Genomic DNA, 16,498 nt, shown 5'->3' with positions numbered 1-16,498 from the left:
ACTTTCTGCCCATGGATAATCTTTCCCCCCAGGACATGATCTGCTTTGCGCTCTATTCGACGGCGCAGGCGATGCAGCACGCCTACAAACCCTTGTTGACCCCGCTGGGGCTGACCTATCCGCAATACATCGTGTTGATGTCCCTTTGGGCCGAAGATGATGTGACGGTTGGTCAGTTGGGACGCCAGATCATGCTAGAGACCAACACCCTGACCCCGCTGTTGAAACGGCTCGAGGCCAAGGGATTTCTCACGCGTAGGCGCAGCGCCGATGACGAACGCGTGGTGCGCATACGTCTGACAGAGGCCGGGCGCGAGATGCAAACAGCCGCCAACACGGCCGCGCAATGCTTTTTCGCGCAGACTGAGCTGGGGCAAGACCAGGCCAAGCTTTTGCGCGACCAGATCCTGAGCTTACGCAAGAACCTGCGCGAAACCCCTGAAAAACCGGCATAAACCTTGGTCCAATAGACGCAAAATCAACCCTTTTACGAATAGAGACCCCGACGCTCCTGCCCATATGCCAGTCATCGCAACACCAGCGATGGCACTATCAAACTGACTAAGCAGGAGTAACCTTCATGAGCTTTGAAACCTTTAAACTGACCGCCCTGACCACAATGATCGCCTCGGTTCCCGTTCTTGCCTTTGCGCAATTGCAACTGGGGGATCAGGTTGGCACCGAAGAGGCGGTGATCCGTGCCTGGATGGAAGCACAAGGGGCGGAAGTCACCGAAATCGAGATCGAAGAGGGTGAGATCGAGGTTGAATACATCCTTGATGGCGCAGAATATGAGGCGGAACTGGACCCGGCCACAGGTACGGTGATTGCGCTCGAAGCCGAAGATGACTCCGGCGACGATTCTGAGGATGACGACGACGATGACGACAAGGATAGCGACGACAGCTAAGCCCCTCGAACAGGAGAGCGCATGATGCTGCGCTCTCCGACCACGTTATGGGTGTTGTTGGTGTTCCAGGGGGCCTGTACGTGTTTCTTTGTCTATGATGCGGTGCTGGATGCGCGGCAGGGGGCCGCGATGGACGGGCCCATTGCGCAGATGTTGGAAAACATGATCGCCGGGGCGTTGGTTGTCGGGACGGTCATCACCGGCCTGTCTTTGCGCCACGTCTTGGGGCGTCAGAAACGGCTGGAACAACAGTTGGACCTCGCCTCGGGCGCGTTCGAACAGGTCTTGCAGGAGCATTTCGATGATTGGGGGCTGACCCCGTCGGAACGTGATGTGGCGCGTCTCGCGATCAAGGGATTGTCGATTGCCGAGATGGCCGATCTGCGAGGATCAAAAGAAGGCACGATCAAAGCGCAATCAGCGGCGGTTTATCGCAAGGCCGGGGTCAGTGGGCGGCTGCAATTGCTGAGCTTGTTTATCGAAGAATTGATGGCAGAGCCAATCATAGCAGGCCGTTCGGGGGGAACTTAAGGTTTCATTTACCCCTGAAGGTGTATTCTGAATCTGTCAAAAGACCGCATCGGTTGCGGTTCCTTTTTTACACTCACGGGATGCGCCGCGGGGGCTTTGGACAGGGATGCCAAAGCCCCCAACTCGTTTTCAGGTTCTTGCGATAGGCCGACAGGCCCGATAGATCGGGGTCATGAAGGTTCTTGAAAACATCATTTCGGATCGCGGGTCGCGCTATGCGGTGTCGGGCGGGCCATGTGGGTCCGAGGCTGAGGCCAAGGCTTTCCTCAAGGAACTCAAGCGACGCAAGAAATTCGCCAAGGCGACCCACAACACCTGGGCCTGCCTGACCGATGACGCCCCGCTTAAGAATGATGACGGTGAAAGCGGCGCGGGTATGGTGATCTTGCGGATGCTGGAACGGGACAATTTGCGCAACCACATCATTGTCGTAACCCGCTGGTATGGCGGCAAACATCTGGGCGGTGATCGGTTTCGCCATGTTCAGGACGCGGTGCGCCTGTATACCGAGGACCTCTCGCAGAGTTAAATCTGCGCCTTGCGCATCTGCAACGGGGTTGCGCCAAAGCGTTTCTGAAACTGCGCAATAAAATGAGAGGTGTTGGCATAGCCAACCTCTTGCCCGATCTCCTGCACTGAAGACGCGCAGGTCAGGATCAGGTGTTTTGCCCGAACCATCCTCTGTTCTAACAGCCATTGACCGGGGGACTGACCGGTGACACGGCGAAACTCCCGGGTGAAACCAGCGATTGAGCGCCCGGAGATACGGGCGAAATCGGCGACGCTGATATTGTGATTGGCGTGTTCACGCATCAGATGTTTGATGTTGCGCCGCGCTGGCGTGCCTTTGTTACCCAGCAGAAACCCGGCCAGGCGTTTCACGTCATCCAATGTTGCGATCAACAACAGCAATTCCAGCAGTTTGGCCTGGACCAGTGGCGCGGCGGGTGTGACGTTTTCATAGACGGGAGCAAGCGCTGAGAAATAGCCTGACAGGCTGTGATGTGCGTCCAGCTTGTAGGCCGTCGCGCTTGCCGGAGGTGGTGTGGTGAGCGGGACCTTGCGTTCAAACTCGCCCAGAACCTCATGGCCGAAAAAGCACAGATAGGCCGCCAAAGGCCCGTCGGAATTGACGAAATCAGAAACCATATAGCTGTTGGCGGGCAAAAAGATCATCTCACCCGGCTTGATCGTCAACTCGGTCCCGTCAGCGGTGTAAAACGTCTCGCGCCCGGAAATCACATAGCAAAGACAAGGGTCCGTGCAGTGAAACTCGACCCCCAAGGCGCTGGCCTTGATGAGTTTGGAATAGATCGAGCTGCGCCCGGCCGCCATTCGCAGCGTGGCATCTTTGAACTGGGACAAGCCATCGGGAATGACCAGGCACCGCCCGGCGGCTTCGAGCTGTTTTAGGAGTGCGGTCATGGGGCTGCCTAAGTTGCGTTCATAAGAGACTGCCGTTGTCCCGCCTTAGAAACGATAGGACATCTCGCCCCAGAAGGTGATCGAAAACCGGCATTTCGGCATTTGCCCGGCATTTCCGACCCCGAAACACTGCTAAGCCAAGCGCATCACGAATTAGGAGAGACAGATGAGCATTTGGGTAACTCTAGAAATGCAGCTGCGCCCCGGCGCGATGGCTGAGTTGGAGCCGTTTCTAAAGGCCAACCTGCCCGCCGTGCGCGGCTTTGACGGTGCTTTGCTGGTGCAGTTGTATTTTAACCCGGAGACGGGTCGTTTCATGCTGCTTGAGGAATGGGTTTCGCGCGAGCATCACCAAGCTTACATCGCGGCGATCACGGAAAACGGGGTGATGGAGCAACTGCTCTCCTTTATGGCCGGGCCGCCGGATGTGCAGTATTTCGAAAGGATGCCGCTGTGAGCATGACATGTAATCGGCGTGACGTGACTCTGGGCCTTGTCGCCTCTTTGACCTTGCCAGGACTGGCGTTGGGGTCCGAGGTGCAATCCGGCAAAACCGGGTACTCGATCCAGACCGCTGTTGCAGCTGAACGGTTGCGCGAATTGCAAACGCGGCGCGGCGTGCCCGGTGTGCTGGCACAGCGGGTGTGGCAGGGCAAGTCCGGGTTGCTGATAGTCGAAGAGAAGGCGGCAGGCGGGGCTTGGATCAAACTGGAAATCTAAACAACATTTGAACGCCTTTGACGGACAAAAAAAGGCCGGGCACGCAGGCCCGGCTTAGTCCAACAGGGAGGTGCTTGTGATAACCCGCACAAGCGACGGGAACTGTTGAGACCCGGTTTAAAGATGTGGCAATGATGCGTCTTTGATCTGGGATGCGTCTTTGATCTGGGTCAATAGACAAACCTTGGGGTAGAAAGGTTAACGTTACGCTACCAAACGGTAGCCGCCGCTTTCGGTGACCAAGAGGCGCGCGTTCGAGGGATCAGGTTCGATTTTTTGGCGCAGGCGATAGATATGGGTTTCCAGCGTATGTGTCGTCACCCCGGCATTATAGCCCCACACCTCGTGCAGCAGCGTGTCACGCGGCACCACGCCCTCGGTCGAGCGGTAGAGGAATTTGAGGATATTGGTCTCTTTCTCGGTCAGGCGAATCTTGCGGTCATCATCGGTGACCAGCAGTTTCATTGACGGCTTGAACGTGTAGGGACCAACGGTAAAGACCGCGTCCTCGGACTGTTCGTGCTGGCGCAGCTGGGCGCGGATGCGGGCAAGCAATACAGGGAATTTGAACGGCTTGGTGATGTAGTCATTGGCACCGGCATCCAGGCCAAGGATGGTATCAGCATCGGTGTCATGGCCGGTCAACATCAGGATCGGGGCCTTGATCCCCTGTTTGCGCATCAAGCGGCACAGCTCACGCCCATCGGTATCAGGCAGGCCGACATCCAGAATGATCAGATCATAGATCTGCTCTTTGGCCCGGGTCATGGCATTTGCGCCATTATCGGCTTCAAAAACCTCAAAATCCTCGGTCATGATCAACTGCTCGGCCAATGCCTCGCGCAGATCGTCGTCGTCATCGACCAATAGGATGTTTTTCAACTGTGCCATTTCCGGGTCTCCCGTGTTGCCTTTTTCGGCAGATGTGCCCATTTTGGCACCTCGGCAAGGATTGCTGCAACCAATTCACGCGCTCGTGTTTCAAGTGCGAGAATGTGTCAGAAAAATTGCCCAAATGTTACAAGGGAACAAGGTTTTGGGCCTGAAACCGCTATTGAATGACATATTGGCCCGGGCGCGGGCAGATTTGCGCATGGGCGTCCCGGTTGTCTTGACCGGGCGGGGCGGTGCTTTGCTGGTCATGGCGGCGGAAACCGCGGGCGAATTACGTTACGACACATTGATGGCGCGTGGTGAGGTTGACCTGGTTTTGACCGGGCGGCGGGCCGAGACGCTGAAGGCGCGGGCCTATGACGGGGATGTGGCGCGGGTGATGTTGCCGGAAAGCGCGGGTCTGGCGTGGGTGCAGGCTCTGGCTGATCCGGCGGATGATATGCGGGTGCCGATGAAGGGGCCTTTGCAGACACGGCGCGGCGGCAATTGCGAGTTGCATCGCCTGGCGATCACCCTGGTGAAATCGGCACGCCTGTTGCCGGCGGTCCTGGTTCAGGATTTGCACGATCCTTTGGGTTTGGCCAATGACGAGAACCTGACCGTTGTACCGGGTGATCTGGCCTCGCCTCATGTGATGGAGATGGCGGCACTTGATAATGTGGTGGCGGCGCGGGTACCAATCCGGGCGGCCCGCAATACCCGGCTGCATATTTTCCGCCCCGAGGATGGCGGCGAAGAGCATTATGCCGTCGAAATCGGCCGCCCGGATCGTGACGCCCCGGTTTTGGCGCGCCTGCATTCGGCCTGTTTCACCGGCGATGTGCTGGGCTCATTGAAATGTGATTGTGGTCCGCAATTGAACGCAGCGCTTGCGGCAATGGGGGATCAGGGGGCCGGTGTTTTGCTGTACCTCAATCAAGAGGGGCGCGGCATTGGTCTGGCCAACAAGATGCGCGCCTATGCGCTGCAGGATCAGGGCTTTGACACGGTTGAGGCCAATCACCGGCTGGGCTTTGAAGATGATGAGCGCGATTTTCGCATTGGCGCGTCGATCTTACAGAAGATGGGATTTTCCTCGGTGCGGTTGCTGACCAATAATCCCGGCAAAATCGCGATGATGGAGCGTTGCGGGGTTGGCGTTGCAGAACGGGTGCCTTTGCAGGTCGGAAAGACGCCTGAGAATGAACGTTACTTGGCAGTTAAAGCTGCAAAGTCCGGGCATATGTTTTAGCGGGTAGGGGGCGCTGCCCCCGTCCGCAAGGCGGACTCCCCCGGAGTATTTGTGCCAAGAAGAAGCCTGGGGTGGTCGTAGGACTTGGCAGGCATAGATTGGGTCTCAGAGGAGAAGCAGAATGCGCTATTCAGTGTTGGATCTGTCTCCGGTGCCAGAGGGCGCGGAGATCGCTGATGCGTTTCGCAATACGGTTGCTTTGGCACAGGCTGCCGAGAGCTGGGGCTATCACCGCTATTGGATGGCGGAACATCACAACATGCCCGGAATCGCCAGCGCGGCGACGGCGGTGTTGATCGGGCATGTGGCCGGGGCGACGCAGACGATACGGGTCGGGGCGGGTGGTATCATGCTGCCCAACCATGCGCCTTTGGCGGTGGCCGAGGCCTTTGGCACCTTGGAAACCCTTTATCCCGGTCGCATTGACCTTGGGCTGGGGCGCGCACCGGGGGGCGACGGCGCTGTGATGCAGGCGCTGGGCGTTCACACTTCGCGTGCCGAAAATTTTGCCCGCGAGGTGGCTGAACTGCGGGCGATGATGGGGGACCCAACTGAGGGACGTCCGGTGCGGGCCTTTCCGGGTGAGGGCAGCCATGTGCCGCTGTGGATTCTTGGTTCATCCCTGCATGGGGCGCAGGTGGCGGCGCAGCTTGGCTTGCCTTATGCCTTTGCCTCTCACTTTGCCCCGGCGGCCTTGGTCGAGGCCTTTGATACCTATCGGCGCTATTTCCAACCCTCAGAGACATTGGCGCGCCCGCATGCGATGTTGGCGGTCAATGTGTTTGCCGCTGAAACACAGGCCAAGGCGGAACGGCTGAGGACCACCATGCAGCAGGCCTTTTATAAGCTTCGGCTTGGGAAACCTGGCAAGCTTCCAGCCCCGGTTGATGATCTGGAAAGCGTTGTGCCGAAATCGGCCTGGCCCGCGTTGGACGCTGCGTTGAAAATCAGCGTGGTCGGCACGCCGCAACAGGTTGAGCTGCAATTGCGCGATCTGATCAAGCGCCACCGTCCCGACGAGGTGATTTTTACTGGGCAAATCCACGATCACGAAGCGCGGATGCGCAGTTTTGAAATCGCGGCGCAAGCGATGCAACAAATAGCAGTGACGGAGCTGGCCTGATGTCTGCCAAAGGTCCGATGGATATGGTTCTGACGCGGCAGGGGCTGCGGTTTGCTGGACAACTCTGGCCATGCACGATTGGTAAAGGGGCGATTGCCCGTGACAAGCGGGAAGGCGATGGGGCCACCCCTGTGGGCTGCCATCGCATCACCGGCCTGCTATACCGCCCTGATCGCATGGCTGCCCCCACCCCTTGGGCGCGGGCCATCCGGCCCGGTGATCTTTGGTCGGACGACGTGAATGATCCGGCCTATAATCAATTGGTGCGCGCACCTTACGCCGCAAGCCATGAAAACCTGCGCCGAGCAGATCCCCTATATGACCTGATCTTGCTGAGCGATTGGAACTGGCCCAAGGCAATTCCGGGCCGCGGGTCGGCGATTTTCCTGCATCGCTGGCGGCGACCGGGATTTCCGACCGAGGGGTGCATCGCCTTTCGACCCGACCATCTGAGTCGGATTGTGCAACTGGCACGCCCAGGAACCCGAGTGATTGTGGCGGAATCCCTGAGCCATTGACGCTTTGTCAGCGCTATCGGCCTCAACGCGTTAGGATTTTTTGCAGGCAGATGTTTTGTTTGCACAATTTTGAATGACGTATTTGACTGCGGTATGTCGGATTCATGCGCGATTTTCCCGGAAATGCTTTTCTCACCGGTATTTTTTTCTGAAACGGTTGCAAGACGCGGCGCGAGCGGGTTTAGTTTGTAGCCAAGACAGCGAAGAAAATTCGCGGATACATAGGGAGTGTGCCTTTGGCCGATTCGGGAAACAGCGACGCGTTTGTCGCATTTGAACGCGTGCAAAAGAGCTATGACGGCGAGACGCTCGTCGTGAAAGACCTCAACCTCTCGATGCCCAAGGGCGAGTTTCTGACAATGCTGGGGCCCTCGGGGTCAGGCAAAACGACCTGCCTGATGATGCTGGCCGGGTTTGAGACCGCGACCCATGGCGATATTCTTCTTGATGGGGTAAGTATCAACAACATCCCACCGCATAAGCGCGGCATTGGCATGGTGTTCCAGAATTACGCCCTGTTCCCGCATATGACCATTGCCGAGAATCTGAGCTTTCCCTTGGAAGTGCGCAAGATGGGCAAGTCTGAGCGCGAAGAGAAGGTGAAGCGCGCTTTGGACATGGTTGAGATGGGGGCCTTTGGCGGCCGTCGTCCGGCGCAGCTGTCTGGTGGTCAGCAACAACGTGTCGCCCTGGCCCGCGCCTTGGTGTTTGAGCCCGAGCTGGTCTTGATGGACGAACCGCTGGGTGCGTTGGACAAACAGTTGCGCGAAAAGATGCAGTTCGAGATCACCCATCTGGCGCATGAGCTGGGCATCACCACAGTTTACGTGACCCATGACCAGACTGAAGCGCTGACCATGTCGGACCGTGTCGCAGTGTTCAACGATGGTCGCATTCAACAGCTGGCCCCGCCGGATCTGCTTTATGAAAAGCCTGAAAACAGCTTTGTGGCGCAGTTCATCGGTGAAAACAACACGCTTGAGGGCGTGGTGACCGAGATGAAGGGCGACACCTGCGTGGTCCGCCTGGATGACGGCGAAGAGCTGGATGCAACGCCGATCAACGTGACCTCGGTTGGGGAACGCACCCGTGTCTCGATCCGCCCGGAACGCGTTGAAGTCGACAAGAACCGTCTGCAAGAGGGCGCGCATACGCTCAAGGCCGAGGTTCTGGAATTCATCTATATGGGTGACATCTTCCGCACGCGTCTGCGCGTGGCCGGGAATGATGAATTCATCATCAAAACGCGTAACGCGCCGGATCAGGTGCGCCTGGAGCCCGGCGCGCAGATCGAGATCGGCTGGTTGCCAGAGGATTGCCGGGCGCTGGACGCGTCCTGAGCAGGAAGAGAACTGCCTCGCGGCACCGGTGTCGCGGGGTCTTGTTGAGGGGTCAGGTCAAGCCCGTGACGTGGCTCTCATCCAATAAAACGGGTACTTTAGGGAGTATACTATGAAACTCACCAAGACACTGATGGCGTCGACCGCGCTGACCGTGGCTGCCGGTGCCGTTGTCGCCGAAGATATGGCTATGGAAATGACACTGGTTTCCTGGGGTGGTGCCTATCAGGCCAGCCAGCACAAAGCCTATGTCGAGCCCTATCTGGCCGCCAATCCTGGTGTGACCGTAACCTGGGACGAAAGCTCGGGCGAGGCGGTTGCCAAGCTGCGCGCCATGGACGAAGCGGGCAATGTAACCTGGGATCTGGTTGACGTTGTGGCTTCTGACTCCATGCGTCTGTGTGACGAAGGTCTGGCCGAAGAGCTGGCACATGACGACGTTCTGGCCTCTGCCCCTGACGGCACCTCGGCCTCTGACGATTTTGGCGACCTGATCGTGTCTGATTGCTTTGTGCCTCAGATCGTTTACTCGACCACTTTCGGCTATCGCACCGATCTGGTTGGCGACACGGCCCCAACCGAAATCTGCGCGATCTTTGATCTCGAAGCCTATCCTGGCAAGCGCGCGCTGCAAAAGCGCCCGATCGACAACATGGAATGGGCCCTGTACTGCGATGGCGTTGAAAAAGACGCAATCTATGACACTCTGGGCACCCCGGAAGGCGTAGATCGCGCTCTGGCCAAGCTGGACACCATCAAGGACCAGGTTGTCTGGTGGACCGCCGGTGCGGAAACGCCTCAGCTGCTGGCAGATGGCGAAGTTGTCATGGGCTCGACCTTCAACGGTCGTCTGTTCTCGGCCATCGCCGAGCAGAACCAGCCGATTGGCATGCTCTGGGACATGCAGTCCTTTGACCTGGACGGCTGGATTGTTCCTGCCAACCTGCCGGCTGACCGCAAGGCACGCGTCATGGACTTCCTGAAATTCGCAACAGACACTCAGCGTCTGGCGGATCAGGCCAAGTACATCTCTTACGGTCCGGCACGCGCCTCGTCTGCGCCGCTGGTTGGCAAGCACGAAGAGCTGGGCATCGACATGGCACCTCACATGCCAACCGACCCTGCCAATGCTGGCAACGTGCATGTCTATGACTACGAATGGTGGGCCGACAACCGCGATGATCTGGACGCAAAATTCCAGGCGTGGCTGGCCAAGTAATCCCAAAACCAACGGGATGGTGGGGTGAAACCCCACCCTACATCTTGCCTTTGGCGGCGTGACTGCCAAAGGCCCCAGCAGACGAAAGGCGCGACATGCCCAAGGGTTACATAATCGCCCATATCACCGTGAGAGAGCCGGAAGCCTATAAGGAATACGTGGTCAAAGACACGCCGATCCTGGAAGGTTTTGGAGCGAAATTTGTGATCCGAGGCGGGCAGTCGCAGACAGTTGAGGGCGAAGCCCCCGCAACACAGCGCCATGTCGTTATTGAATTTCCAAGCTACGAGCAGGCGTTGAAGGCCTATAACGATCCGGATTACCAAGAGGTTGCCGAGATCCGCCGCCGCACTGCCGATAGCCTAATCTATGTGGTCGAGGGCACCTGATGAGCAATTCCGAACCCATGCTGGCGGCAGACGGCACGCCGCTCAAACGCTCCTTGGCACGTGCGCTGCGCCGCGAAAAGATGCGGGCGCTGATGCTGATCGCCCCGCTTTTGCTGTTCATCCTTTTGACCTTTATTCTGCCGGTGGCGGATATGCTCTATCGCTCGGTCGACAACAAAATCGTCAGCGAAATCCTTCCGCGCACCGTGGTGGCGCTGCAGGATTGGGATGCCGATAGCGGTGAATTGCCGGATGAGGCGGTTTTTGCCGCCATGGCGGCCGACCTGCAACAGGCGGCGCAAGAGAAGACCCACACCAAGGTGGGGGTACGCCTGAACTATGAACAACCAGGGATTTCCTCGCTTTTCCGCAAATCCGGGCGTAAGGCCAAAAAGTGGAACGTCGAAGAAGGTGGCCCCTGGAAAGAGCAACTGATCGAAGTGCATAAAGGCTGGGGTGACCCCGAAGTTTGGCGCACGATTCAGACCTATTCGCCGCGTGTAACCCAGGGCTATTACCTGAATGCAGTCGATATGCAGGTGGGGACGAACGGGGCCGAAATGCGCCCGGAAAACGAACAGATCTATGGCATCTTGTTCTGGCGCACGATGAAAATGTCCTTGATCATCACGCTGAGCTGCATTGCTTTGGGCTATCCGGTGGCCTGGTTGCTGGCCAATCTGCCCGCGCGCCATGCCAACCTGTTGATGATCCTCGTTTTGCTGCCCTTCTGGACCTCGCTACTGGTGCGGACATCGGCCTGGAAGATCATGCTGCAACAACAGGGGGTGATCAACGATGTGCTGGTCTGGATAGGATTCGTCGCCGATGACAGCCGATTGGTCATGATCAACAACCAGTTTGGTACCATCGTGGCAATGACCCATATCCTGCTGCCTTTCATGATCCTGCCAATGTATTCGGTGATGCAGACCATCCCGCCAAGCTATCTGCGAGCGGCCAAGTCCTTGGGCGCGACGAATTGGACGGCCTTCTGGCGCGTCTATTTCCCGCAATCCATTCCGGGGATCGGGGCGGGCAGTATTCTCGTCTTTATTCTGGCGATTGGCTACTACATCACGCCCGCATTGGTCGGCGGCACCACCGGGACGTTTATTTCGAACCGGATCGCCTTCCACATTTCCTCCTCACTTAACTGGGGGCTTGCGGCGGCGCTTGGGGCCATTCTCTTGGCGGTCGTTCTGATCCTCTACTGGGCCTATGACAAGATCGTCGGCATCGACAACGTGAAACTGGGGTAACTGATATGAGCGGACTTCCTCCTTATGCCACCACGCCCCAGCGCGTCTGGTACTATTCTTTCCGTGTGATCTGTGCGCTGATCTTTATCTTCCTGATCACGCCCATCATCATCGTGATGCCGCTGAGCTTTAACGCGCAGGACTTCTTTACCTTCACGCCGGAAATGCTGCGTCTGGATCCTGAGGGGTACAGTCTCAAACATTACCGCGACATGTTGGGCAGCGATGGCAATCCGGTGACCGGCTTGTGGATTGGTCTGGCGATTGGCGTCGCCTGGGCCGCTTTCGGGGCCTATCGCCGTGGCGGTTTGACTGCTACTTCGATCATTCCGGTTCTGGTCTTTGGCCTGTTCGGTTTGATCATCGGCAAGCTGACAGGCGCGACCGGCGACTGGATGGTGGCGCTGCGCAACTCGCTCAAGATCGCGCCCATGGCGACGCTCTTGTCGGTCAGCTTTGGCACTTTGGCCGCGATTGGTCTGAGCCAATCTCACGTGCCTTTCCGCCGCGCCATTATGGCGATCATGATTTCGCCGATGATTGTGCCGCTGATTATTTCGGCCGCTGGCATGTATTTCTTTTACAGCCGGATCGGATTGCAGGGCACCTATTTCGGCGTGGTTCTGGCCCATGCGGCGCTGGGGATTCCTTTTGTGATCATCACTGTGACGGCGACGCTGGTTGGTTTTGACCGCTCGTTGACCCGTGCTGCGGCCAATATGGGGGCAGATCCGGTCACGACCTTTTTCCGGGTTCAGATGCCGCTGATCCTGCCTGGCGTGATCTCTGGTGGCCTCTTTGCCTTTATCACCTCCTTTGACGAGGTTGTGGTGGTCATCTTTGTGGGCTCGGCCAAGCAACAGACATTGCCATGGCAGATGTTCACCGGCTTGCGGGAACAGATCAGCCCGACGATTCTTGCGGTGGCGACGATCTTGGTGGCGATCTCGATTGCGCTGCTGACCACCGTGGAAATCCTGCGACGCCGGTCCGAGAAGCTGCGGGGCATGAGCCCAAGCTAAACTCGGAAAACCGTTTCGTTCCAATTTTTGGCAATTTTTCTCCGCAGGCCTGTATTCGGGCCTGCGGTTTTCATTTTTTCGAAAGGCTTCCGACCGATTGTCTTTGGCAAACCCGGTGTCCGAGGAACTTTCAATGACCGAACTTAGTCCGCAATTCGCCGCCGAGGCGAAAACAGCCACCTCTGAGGCGTTGTTTCAACTGTCCGAGATGTTCTTTTCTCGCACAGATGAACGGGGGGTTATTCTTGCGGGGAATGAGGTTTTTCATCGCGTATCAGGGTACGATTGGGATGAGTTGCTTGGCGCTCCGCACAAGATTGTGCGTCACCCAGAAATGCCACGCGGCGCGTTTGAGTTTGTTTGGGCTAAGTTGAAAGCCGGCGAAACGGTTGCGGCTTATATCAACAACAAACGTAAAGATGGCCGGTTCTATTGGGTTATGGCGCTGATGTCGAAAACCGAGGGCGGGTATTTGTCGACGCGGATCAAACCCACGTCGGAGCATCATCAAACCATGGTGCAGATCTATAAAGAGATGCTCGACGAAGAAGCCAAAGGCATGTCGCCGAAAGACAGCGCCGACTTGTTGTTGAGCAAATTACAAGAACGCGGGTTCAGCAGCTATGCTGCCTTCCAGGCCACGGCAATCGCAGCAGAATTCGAAATGCGCGCCCGGGGGTTGGGGCGGCCGGTTGACCAGCTGCAAAAACGCTTTTTGGATATGTCCCGTGCGATTGAGCAGGTACAGGTCGAAACGACCGAAATGACTGAGGCGTTCAAAGCCATCCGCACCGTGCCTATGAATATGCGCATTATTGCCTCTCGTCTGGAAAACGCTGGCGGTCCGATCAGTGCGATCTCGGTCAATTACAGCCAGATGCTCGAAGAGATGTCGACATGGGTCTCGACCTTTGTTGACGGCGATGCCTGTGTCTTTGCCCGTATCCGAGACGCTATTTTGCAAGGTCAGTTCCTGGGCTTTGCTATGGCGTTGGAAAACGAAATGGGTGATTCATTCCGCAATAGCGGTGCTGCCTATCCGGATGAGGTCGTGGTTGAGACCGAAATCGCGCAACTCGAAAAAATGCGCCAAAAATATCTTGAGCAGACAGCAGAGGCGCTGAGCAGTGTCGAAAATGAAGCCAAACGATTTGGTCGCAGTGTTCTGGATATGAAACGCTATGTGACCGGCCTGAGCTCGACCCGCATGATGTGCAAGATCGAAAGCGCCTCTTTGTCCAATTCTGGCACGGCCCTTTCCGGGATCGTCGATCAGCTGGATGCCTGCCAAAACGAAATCGAACAACGCCTTGCTCGTATTGTCGAATTGAACTCGGTTATTCAGGGCAACACTTCAATGTTGCGATCGCTTATCTAAAGCGTTTCGAGAGATGGTTGAGGCAAGCGGATCGCAAATGGCCTGAGAACGCGAAGCGTGGCAAGGTATTTGCGATTCAGTGTTTTCTCGAGACGCTAAAGCGTTTCCAGTTTTAGTTGAAGCAAAGCATCAGCTTTCTGCGTTTGAGCCTTGGGCGAAAGGCAGCGAAAGCTGATCCATGTAAAGTGGAAACGCTCTAAAAGCGTCCGTCCGACATTTCGGACTCAAAAAGGGCGGGAATTTCCCGCCCCTTTCTATTCGTGATCTGACTACGGTTAGCTGCGCACCAGTTGTTCATAGCTTTCGGCGATGTCCTTGGTCAGATCACCCACTTCAAACGTGTAGTCACCAATCTGGCCAACCGGAGTCACTTCGGCGGCGGTGCCGGTCAGCCAGCACTGCTCAAACCCTTCCAGCTCTTTCGGCATGATATGGCGCTGGTGAACCTTGATCTGCTTTTCTTCCAGCATCTTGATCACGGTTTGGCGGGTCAATCCGTTTAGAAACACATCCGCCTTGGGCGTGTGCACTTCGCCTTCCTTCACGAAAAAGATATTCGCACCGGTCGCTTCGGCCACATAGCCGCGATAATCCATGAACAGCGCATCCGAACAGCCCTTGGCCTCGGCCTCGTGCTTGGAGATGGTGCAGATCATGTAAAGGCCCGCCGCCTTGGCATGGACCGGAATGGTTTCCGGGCTTGGGCGTTTCCACTTGGCGATGTCCAGCTTGGCCCCCTGGAACTTGGCGTCGCCATAATAGTTGCCCCATTCCCAGGCCGCGATGGCCAGGCGGACAGGGTTGCGCGCCGAAGCGACACCCATATCTTCACCCGCCCCACGCCAGGCAACCGCGCGCACATAGGCATCGGTCAGCCCGTTGGCTTCGAGAACCTGTTTCTTGGCGTCTTCGATCTCATCAACAGAAAACGGGATCTCAAAATCCAGCTCACCAGCCGAGAAATGCAGACGTTCGGAGTGTTCGCGGCTCAGGAAAATCTTGCCATTATAGGCGCGCTCACCCTCAAATACCGAACTGGCATAGTGCAGCCCGTGCGTCAGGATATGGACATTGGCCGCGCGCCAATCCACCATTTCGCCATCCAGCCAGATTTTGCCGTCGCGGTCGTCATATGCTCCATCAGCCATGTGCGTCTCTCCCTACGCTAATATTTGCAAAAGTTGCGCGCTTTTGGTCCGTTTCGGTCATAAAGTTGCGCAAAAACTGAGATTCGCTACCAGTTCAGACTTGGAATGTCAACAAGGCTGACTTAAACTTGGATCAAAGAATTTGCGAGGAGACCCCGATGGTGGATACAGCAACCAGCAGCGGTGACACACTGCTCTTCCTGACGGATGAGCAATTGCGCCAGGGGGCAGAGGCAATGTTCTTTGCTTATCGCGGGTTTACGGCGGATCCCGACCGCATTCTGGCGGGGCTCAGCTATGGTCGCGCCCATCACCGCGCCCTGCATTTCATCCATACCGCGCCGGGCACCACCGTGAATAATTTGCTCAATATTCTTGGGGTGACCAAGCAATCCTTGAACCGAGTCTTGCGGACCATGGTCGAAGACGGGCTGGTCGAAAGCCGAGTCGGGCGCAATGACCGGCGCGAACGTCACCTGTTCCTGACCGAAGCGGGGCAAGATCTGGAACGTCAGCTTTCGGACGCGCAACGCGCCCGGATGCGTGCGGCGTTTAAACAGGCAGGCCCCGAGGCCGTGGCAGGGTTTCGCAAAGTGCTCGAGTCCATGATGGACCCGGAGATGCGCAGGCAGTATCAACGTCTGAGGGAGGGCCGTTGATGAGTGAACCTGACGCACATTTGCTGATTGTCGATGATGATGAGCGGATTCGCACCTTGTTGCAAAAGTTCCTGATCAGAAACGGCTTTCTGGTCAGCGCCGCCCGTGATGCCGCCCATGCGCGACGCATTCTGAGCGGGTTGGATTTTGATCTGATCGTGCTGGATGTGATGATGCCCGGCGAGGATGGGATCAGCCTGACGCGAGGCATTCGCGAGACTTCGGGTACACCGATCTTGCTGTTGACGGCCCGGGCAGAAACCGAGGACCGCATCAAAGGGCTTGAGGCGGGGGCAGATGACTATCTTGCCAAACCATTCGAGCCCAAAGAGCTGCTTTTGCGGATCAACGCCATCCTTCGGCGTATGCCGGACGCAACCGCAGATGACACTGCGCCAAAACTGCTGACGCTGGGTGACATTCGCTATGATATTGAGCGCGGCGAGATGTGGCGCGGCGAAGATCTGGTGCGTTTGACCGCCACCGAAAGTCAGCTGATGAAGATCTTTTCAGCACGCCCGGGTGAACCGGTCAGTCGCGCCAATCTGGTCGAAGAATTGGGCCGAGATAAAGGTCAAGCGCAGGAACGGGCCGTGGATGTTCAAATCACCCGGCTGCGGCGCAAGCTGGAATCCGATCCCAAACAGCCGCGCTATCTGCAAACGGTGCGTGGTGCTGGCTATATGCTGGCCCCGGATTAAATCGCCTCTGTAACGCGCCGGAAACCTT

The 16,498-nt window shown here is 57.1% G+C and carries 20 protein-coding genes; 17 read left to right on the top strand and 3 right to left on the bottom strand.

Annotation, left to right across the window (positions count from 1 at the left end; translation table 11 throughout):
- Positions 1 to 11: 11 nt before the first annotated feature.
- The 4 genes from CLV87_RS04410 (at position 12) to CLV87_RS04395 (ending at position 1,970) form a co-directional block, all read left to right on the top strand.
- The gene (locus CLV87_RS04410; protein ID WP_099243266.1) at positions 12 to 455 is read left to right on the top strand and encodes a MarR family winged helix-turn-helix transcriptional regulator; all 444 of its coding nucleotides are present in this window, start codon (positions 12 to 14) and stop codon (positions 453 to 455) included.
- Between the two features lie 125 nt (positions 456 to 580).
- The gene (locus CLV87_RS04405) at positions 581 to 910 is read left to right on the top strand and encodes a PepSY domain-containing protein (protein ID WP_099243267.1); all 330 of its coding nucleotides are present in this window, start codon (positions 581 to 583) and stop codon (positions 908 to 910) included.
- A 21-nt stretch (positions 911 to 931) separates the two neighbouring features.
- A complete protein-coding gene (locus tag CLV87_RS04400) occupies positions 932 to 1,441 on the top strand; it encodes a helix-turn-helix transcriptional regulator (protein WP_235871841.1) in 510 nt (169 codons plus the stop codon).
- A gap of 172 nt (positions 1,442 to 1,613) precedes the next feature.
- A complete protein-coding gene (locus CLV87_RS04395) occupies positions 1,614 to 1,970 on the top strand; it encodes a YigZ family protein (protein ID WP_099243268.1) in 357 nt (118 codons plus the stop codon).
- Here CLV87_RS04395 and CLV87_RS04390 read toward each other — a convergent pair.
- Entirely contained in the window at positions 1,967 to 2,866 is a 900-nt protein-coding gene (locus CLV87_RS04390) for a helix-turn-helix domain-containing protein (protein ID WP_099243269.1), read from the bottom strand. The genes CLV87_RS04395 and CLV87_RS04390 overlap by 4 nt on opposite strands.
- A gap of 166 nt (positions 2,867 to 3,032) precedes the next feature.
- On the opposite strand from CLV87_RS04390, the gene CLV87_RS04385 reads away from it, so the two are divergent.
- Positions 3,033 to 3,323 (top strand): putative quinol monooxygenase, encoded by a 291-nt coding sequence (locus CLV87_RS04385; protein ID WP_099243270.1) that lies wholly within the window; start codon positions 3,033 to 3,035, stop codon positions 3,321 to 3,323.
- On the top strand, positions 3,320 to 3,586 hold the full coding sequence (locus CLV87_RS04380; RefSeq protein WP_133840686.1) for a hypothetical protein: 267 nt from the start codon (positions 3,320 to 3,322) through the stop codon (positions 3,584 to 3,586). The genes CLV87_RS04385 and CLV87_RS04380 overlap by 4 nt, the downstream gene beginning before the upstream one ends.
- A 204-nt stretch (positions 3,587 to 3,790) precedes the next feature.
- Here CLV87_RS04380 and CLV87_RS04375 read toward each other — a convergent pair whose 3' ends face one another.
- Positions 3,791 to 4,477, bottom strand: coding sequence for a response regulator transcription factor (locus CLV87_RS04375; RefSeq protein WP_099244768.1), 687 nt, complete (start codon positions 4,475 to 4,477; stop codon positions 3,791 to 3,793).
- A gap of 145 nt (positions 4,478 to 4,622) precedes the next feature.
- Between CLV87_RS04375 and ribA the strand changes: the two genes are divergently transcribed.
- The 9 genes from ribA to CLV87_RS04330 all read left to right on the top strand — a co-directional run bounded on the left by ribA (position 4,623) and on the right by CLV87_RS04330 (position 13,962).
- Positions 4,623 to 5,711, top strand: a complete 1,089-nt coding sequence (gene ribA / locus CLV87_RS04370) for a GTP cyclohydrolase II (protein WP_099244770.1) — start codon at positions 4,623 to 4,625, stop codon at positions 5,709 to 5,711.
- Between the two features lie 121 nt (positions 5,712 to 5,832).
- Positions 5,833 to 6,834 carry an LLM class flavin-dependent oxidoreductase gene (locus CLV87_RS04365; RefSeq protein ID WP_099243272.1) on the top strand — a complete coding sequence of 334 codons (1,002 nt, stop codon included), beginning with the start codon at positions 5,833 to 5,835 and terminating at the stop codon, positions 6,832 to 6,834.
- On the top strand, positions 6,834 to 7,352 hold the full coding sequence (locus CLV87_RS04360; RefSeq protein ID WP_235871839.1) for a L,D-transpeptidase family protein: 519 nt from the start codon (positions 6,834 to 6,836) through the stop codon (positions 7,350 to 7,352). The genes CLV87_RS04365 and CLV87_RS04360 overlap by 1 nt, the downstream gene beginning before the upstream one ends.
- Before the next feature lie 236 nt (positions 7,353 to 7,588).
- On the top strand, positions 7,589 to 8,692 hold the full coding sequence (locus CLV87_RS04355; protein ID WP_099244774.1) for an ABC transporter ATP-binding protein: 1,104 nt from the start codon (positions 7,589 to 7,591) through the stop codon (positions 8,690 to 8,692).
- 112 nt (positions 8,693 to 8,804) lie between these two features.
- Positions 8,805 to 9,911 carry an extracellular solute-binding protein gene (locus CLV87_RS04350; protein ID WP_099243273.1) on the top strand — a complete coding sequence of 369 codons (1,107 nt, stop codon included), beginning with the start codon at positions 8,805 to 8,807 and terminating at the stop codon, positions 9,909 to 9,911.
- Between the two features lie 95 nt (positions 9,912 to 10,006).
- On the top strand, positions 10,007 to 10,300 hold the full coding sequence (locus CLV87_RS04345) for a DUF1330 domain-containing protein (RefSeq protein WP_099243274.1): 294 nt from the start codon (positions 10,007 to 10,009) through the stop codon (positions 10,298 to 10,300).
- Complete coding sequence (locus CLV87_RS04340; RefSeq protein ID WP_099243275.1) at positions 10,300 to 11,562, top strand: ABC transporter permease; 1,263 nt, start codon at positions 10,300 to 10,302, stop codon at positions 11,560 to 11,562. The genes CLV87_RS04345 and CLV87_RS04340 overlap by 1 nt, the downstream gene beginning before the upstream one ends.
- 5 nt (positions 11,563 to 11,567) lie before the next feature.
- The gene (locus CLV87_RS04335; RefSeq protein WP_099243276.1) at positions 11,568 to 12,584 is read left to right on the top strand and encodes an ABC transporter permease; all 1,017 of its coding nucleotides are present in this window, start codon (positions 11,568 to 11,570) and stop codon (positions 12,582 to 12,584) included.
- Positions 12,585 to 12,717: 133 nt separating this feature from the next.
- Complete coding sequence (locus CLV87_RS04330) at positions 12,718 to 13,962, top strand: PAS domain-containing protein (RefSeq protein WP_099243277.1); 1,245 nt, start codon at positions 12,718 to 12,720, stop codon at positions 13,960 to 13,962.
- 275 nt (positions 13,963 to 14,237) lie between these two features.
- On the opposite strand, the gene CLV87_RS04325 is transcribed toward CLV87_RS04330, so the two are convergent.
- Complete coding sequence (locus CLV87_RS04325) at positions 14,238 to 15,110, bottom strand: branched-chain amino acid aminotransferase (RefSeq protein WP_099243278.1); 873 nt, start codon at positions 15,108 to 15,110, stop codon at positions 14,238 to 14,240.
- Positions 15,111 to 15,268: 158 nt separating this feature from the next.
- Between CLV87_RS04325 and CLV87_RS04320 the strand changes: the two genes are divergently transcribed.
- Complete coding sequence (locus CLV87_RS04320; RefSeq protein ID WP_099243279.1) at positions 15,269 to 15,769, top strand: MarR family winged helix-turn-helix transcriptional regulator; 501 nt, start codon at positions 15,269 to 15,271, stop codon at positions 15,767 to 15,769.
- Positions 15,769 to 16,470 carry a response regulator gene (locus tag CLV87_RS04315; RefSeq protein WP_099243280.1) on the top strand — a complete coding sequence of 234 codons (702 nt, stop codon included), beginning with the start codon at positions 15,769 to 15,771 and terminating at the stop codon, positions 16,468 to 16,470. Before CLV87_RS04320 ends, CLV87_RS04315 begins: the two co-directional genes overlap by 1 nt.
- Positions 16,471 to 16,498: the final 28 nt, after the last annotated feature.

The sequence above is a fragment of the Pelagimonas phthalicica genome, from assembly GCF_004364805.1.
In the GTDB taxonomy this organism is placed as follows: domain Bacteria; phylum Pseudomonadota; class Alphaproteobacteria; order Rhodobacterales; family Rhodobacteraceae; genus Pelagimonas; species Pelagimonas phthalicica.
This window is presented reverse-complemented; position numbering and strand designations above follow the sequence as displayed.

Bases quoted from the DNA above. Each gene is read 5' to 3' on its own strand.
- CLV87_RS04410 (WP_099243266.1), top strand. From the start codon at position 12: ATGGATAATCTTTCCCCCCAGGACATGATCTGCTTTGCGCTCTATTCG.
- CLV87_RS04405 (WP_099243267.1), top strand. From the start codon at position 581: ATGAGCTTTGAAACCTTTAAACTGACCGCCCTGACCACAATGATCGCC.
- CLV87_RS04400 (WP_235871841.1), top strand. From the start codon at position 932: ATGATGCTGCGCTCTCCGACCACGTTATGGGTGTTGTTGGTGTTCCAG.
- CLV87_RS04395 (WP_099243268.1), top strand. From the start codon at position 1,614: ATGAAGGTTCTTGAAAACATCATTTCGGATCGCGGGTCGCGCTATGCG.
- CLV87_RS04390 (WP_099243269.1), bottom strand. From the start codon at position 2,866: ATGACCGCACTCCTAAAACAGCTCGAAGCCGCCGGGCGGTGCCTGGTC.
- CLV87_RS04385 (WP_099243270.1), top strand. From the start codon at position 3,033: ATGAGCATTTGGGTAACTCTAGAAATGCAGCTGCGCCCCGGCGCGATG.
- CLV87_RS04375 (WP_099244768.1), bottom strand. From the start codon at position 4,477: ATGGCACAGTTGAAAAACATCCTATTGGTCGATGACGACGACGATCTG.
- CLV87_RS04365 (WP_099243272.1), top strand. From the start codon at position 5,833: ATGCGCTATTCAGTGTTGGATCTGTCTCCGGTGCCAGAGGGCGCGGAG.
- CLV87_RS04360 (WP_235871839.1), top strand. From the start codon at position 6,834: ATGTCTGCCAAAGGTCCGATGGATATGGTTCTGACGCGGCAGGGGCTG.
- CLV87_RS04350 (WP_099243273.1), top strand. From the start codon at position 8,805: ATGAAACTCACCAAGACACTGATGGCGTCGACCGCGCTGACCGTGGCT.
- CLV87_RS04345 (WP_099243274.1), top strand. From the start codon at position 10,007: ATGCCCAAGGGTTACATAATCGCCCATATCACCGTGAGAGAGCCGGAA.
- CLV87_RS04340 (WP_099243275.1), top strand. From the start codon at position 10,300: ATGAGCAATTCCGAACCCATGCTGGCGGCAGACGGCACGCCGCTCAAA.
- CLV87_RS04335 (WP_099243276.1), top strand. From the start codon at position 11,568: ATGAGCGGACTTCCTCCTTATGCCACCACGCCCCAGCGCGTCTGGTAC.
- CLV87_RS04330 (WP_099243277.1), top strand. From the start codon at position 12,718: ATGACCGAACTTAGTCCGCAATTCGCCGCCGAGGCGAAAACAGCCACC.
- CLV87_RS04325 (WP_099243278.1), bottom strand. From the start codon at position 15,110: ATGGCTGATGGAGCATATGACGACCGCGACGGCAAAATCTGGCTGGAT.
- CLV87_RS04320 (WP_099243279.1), top strand. From the start codon at position 15,269: ATGGTGGATACAGCAACCAGCAGCGGTGACACACTGCTCTTCCTGACG.
- CLV87_RS04315 (WP_099243280.1), top strand. From the start codon at position 15,769: ATGAGTGAACCTGACGCACATTTGCTGATTGTCGATGATGATGAGCGG.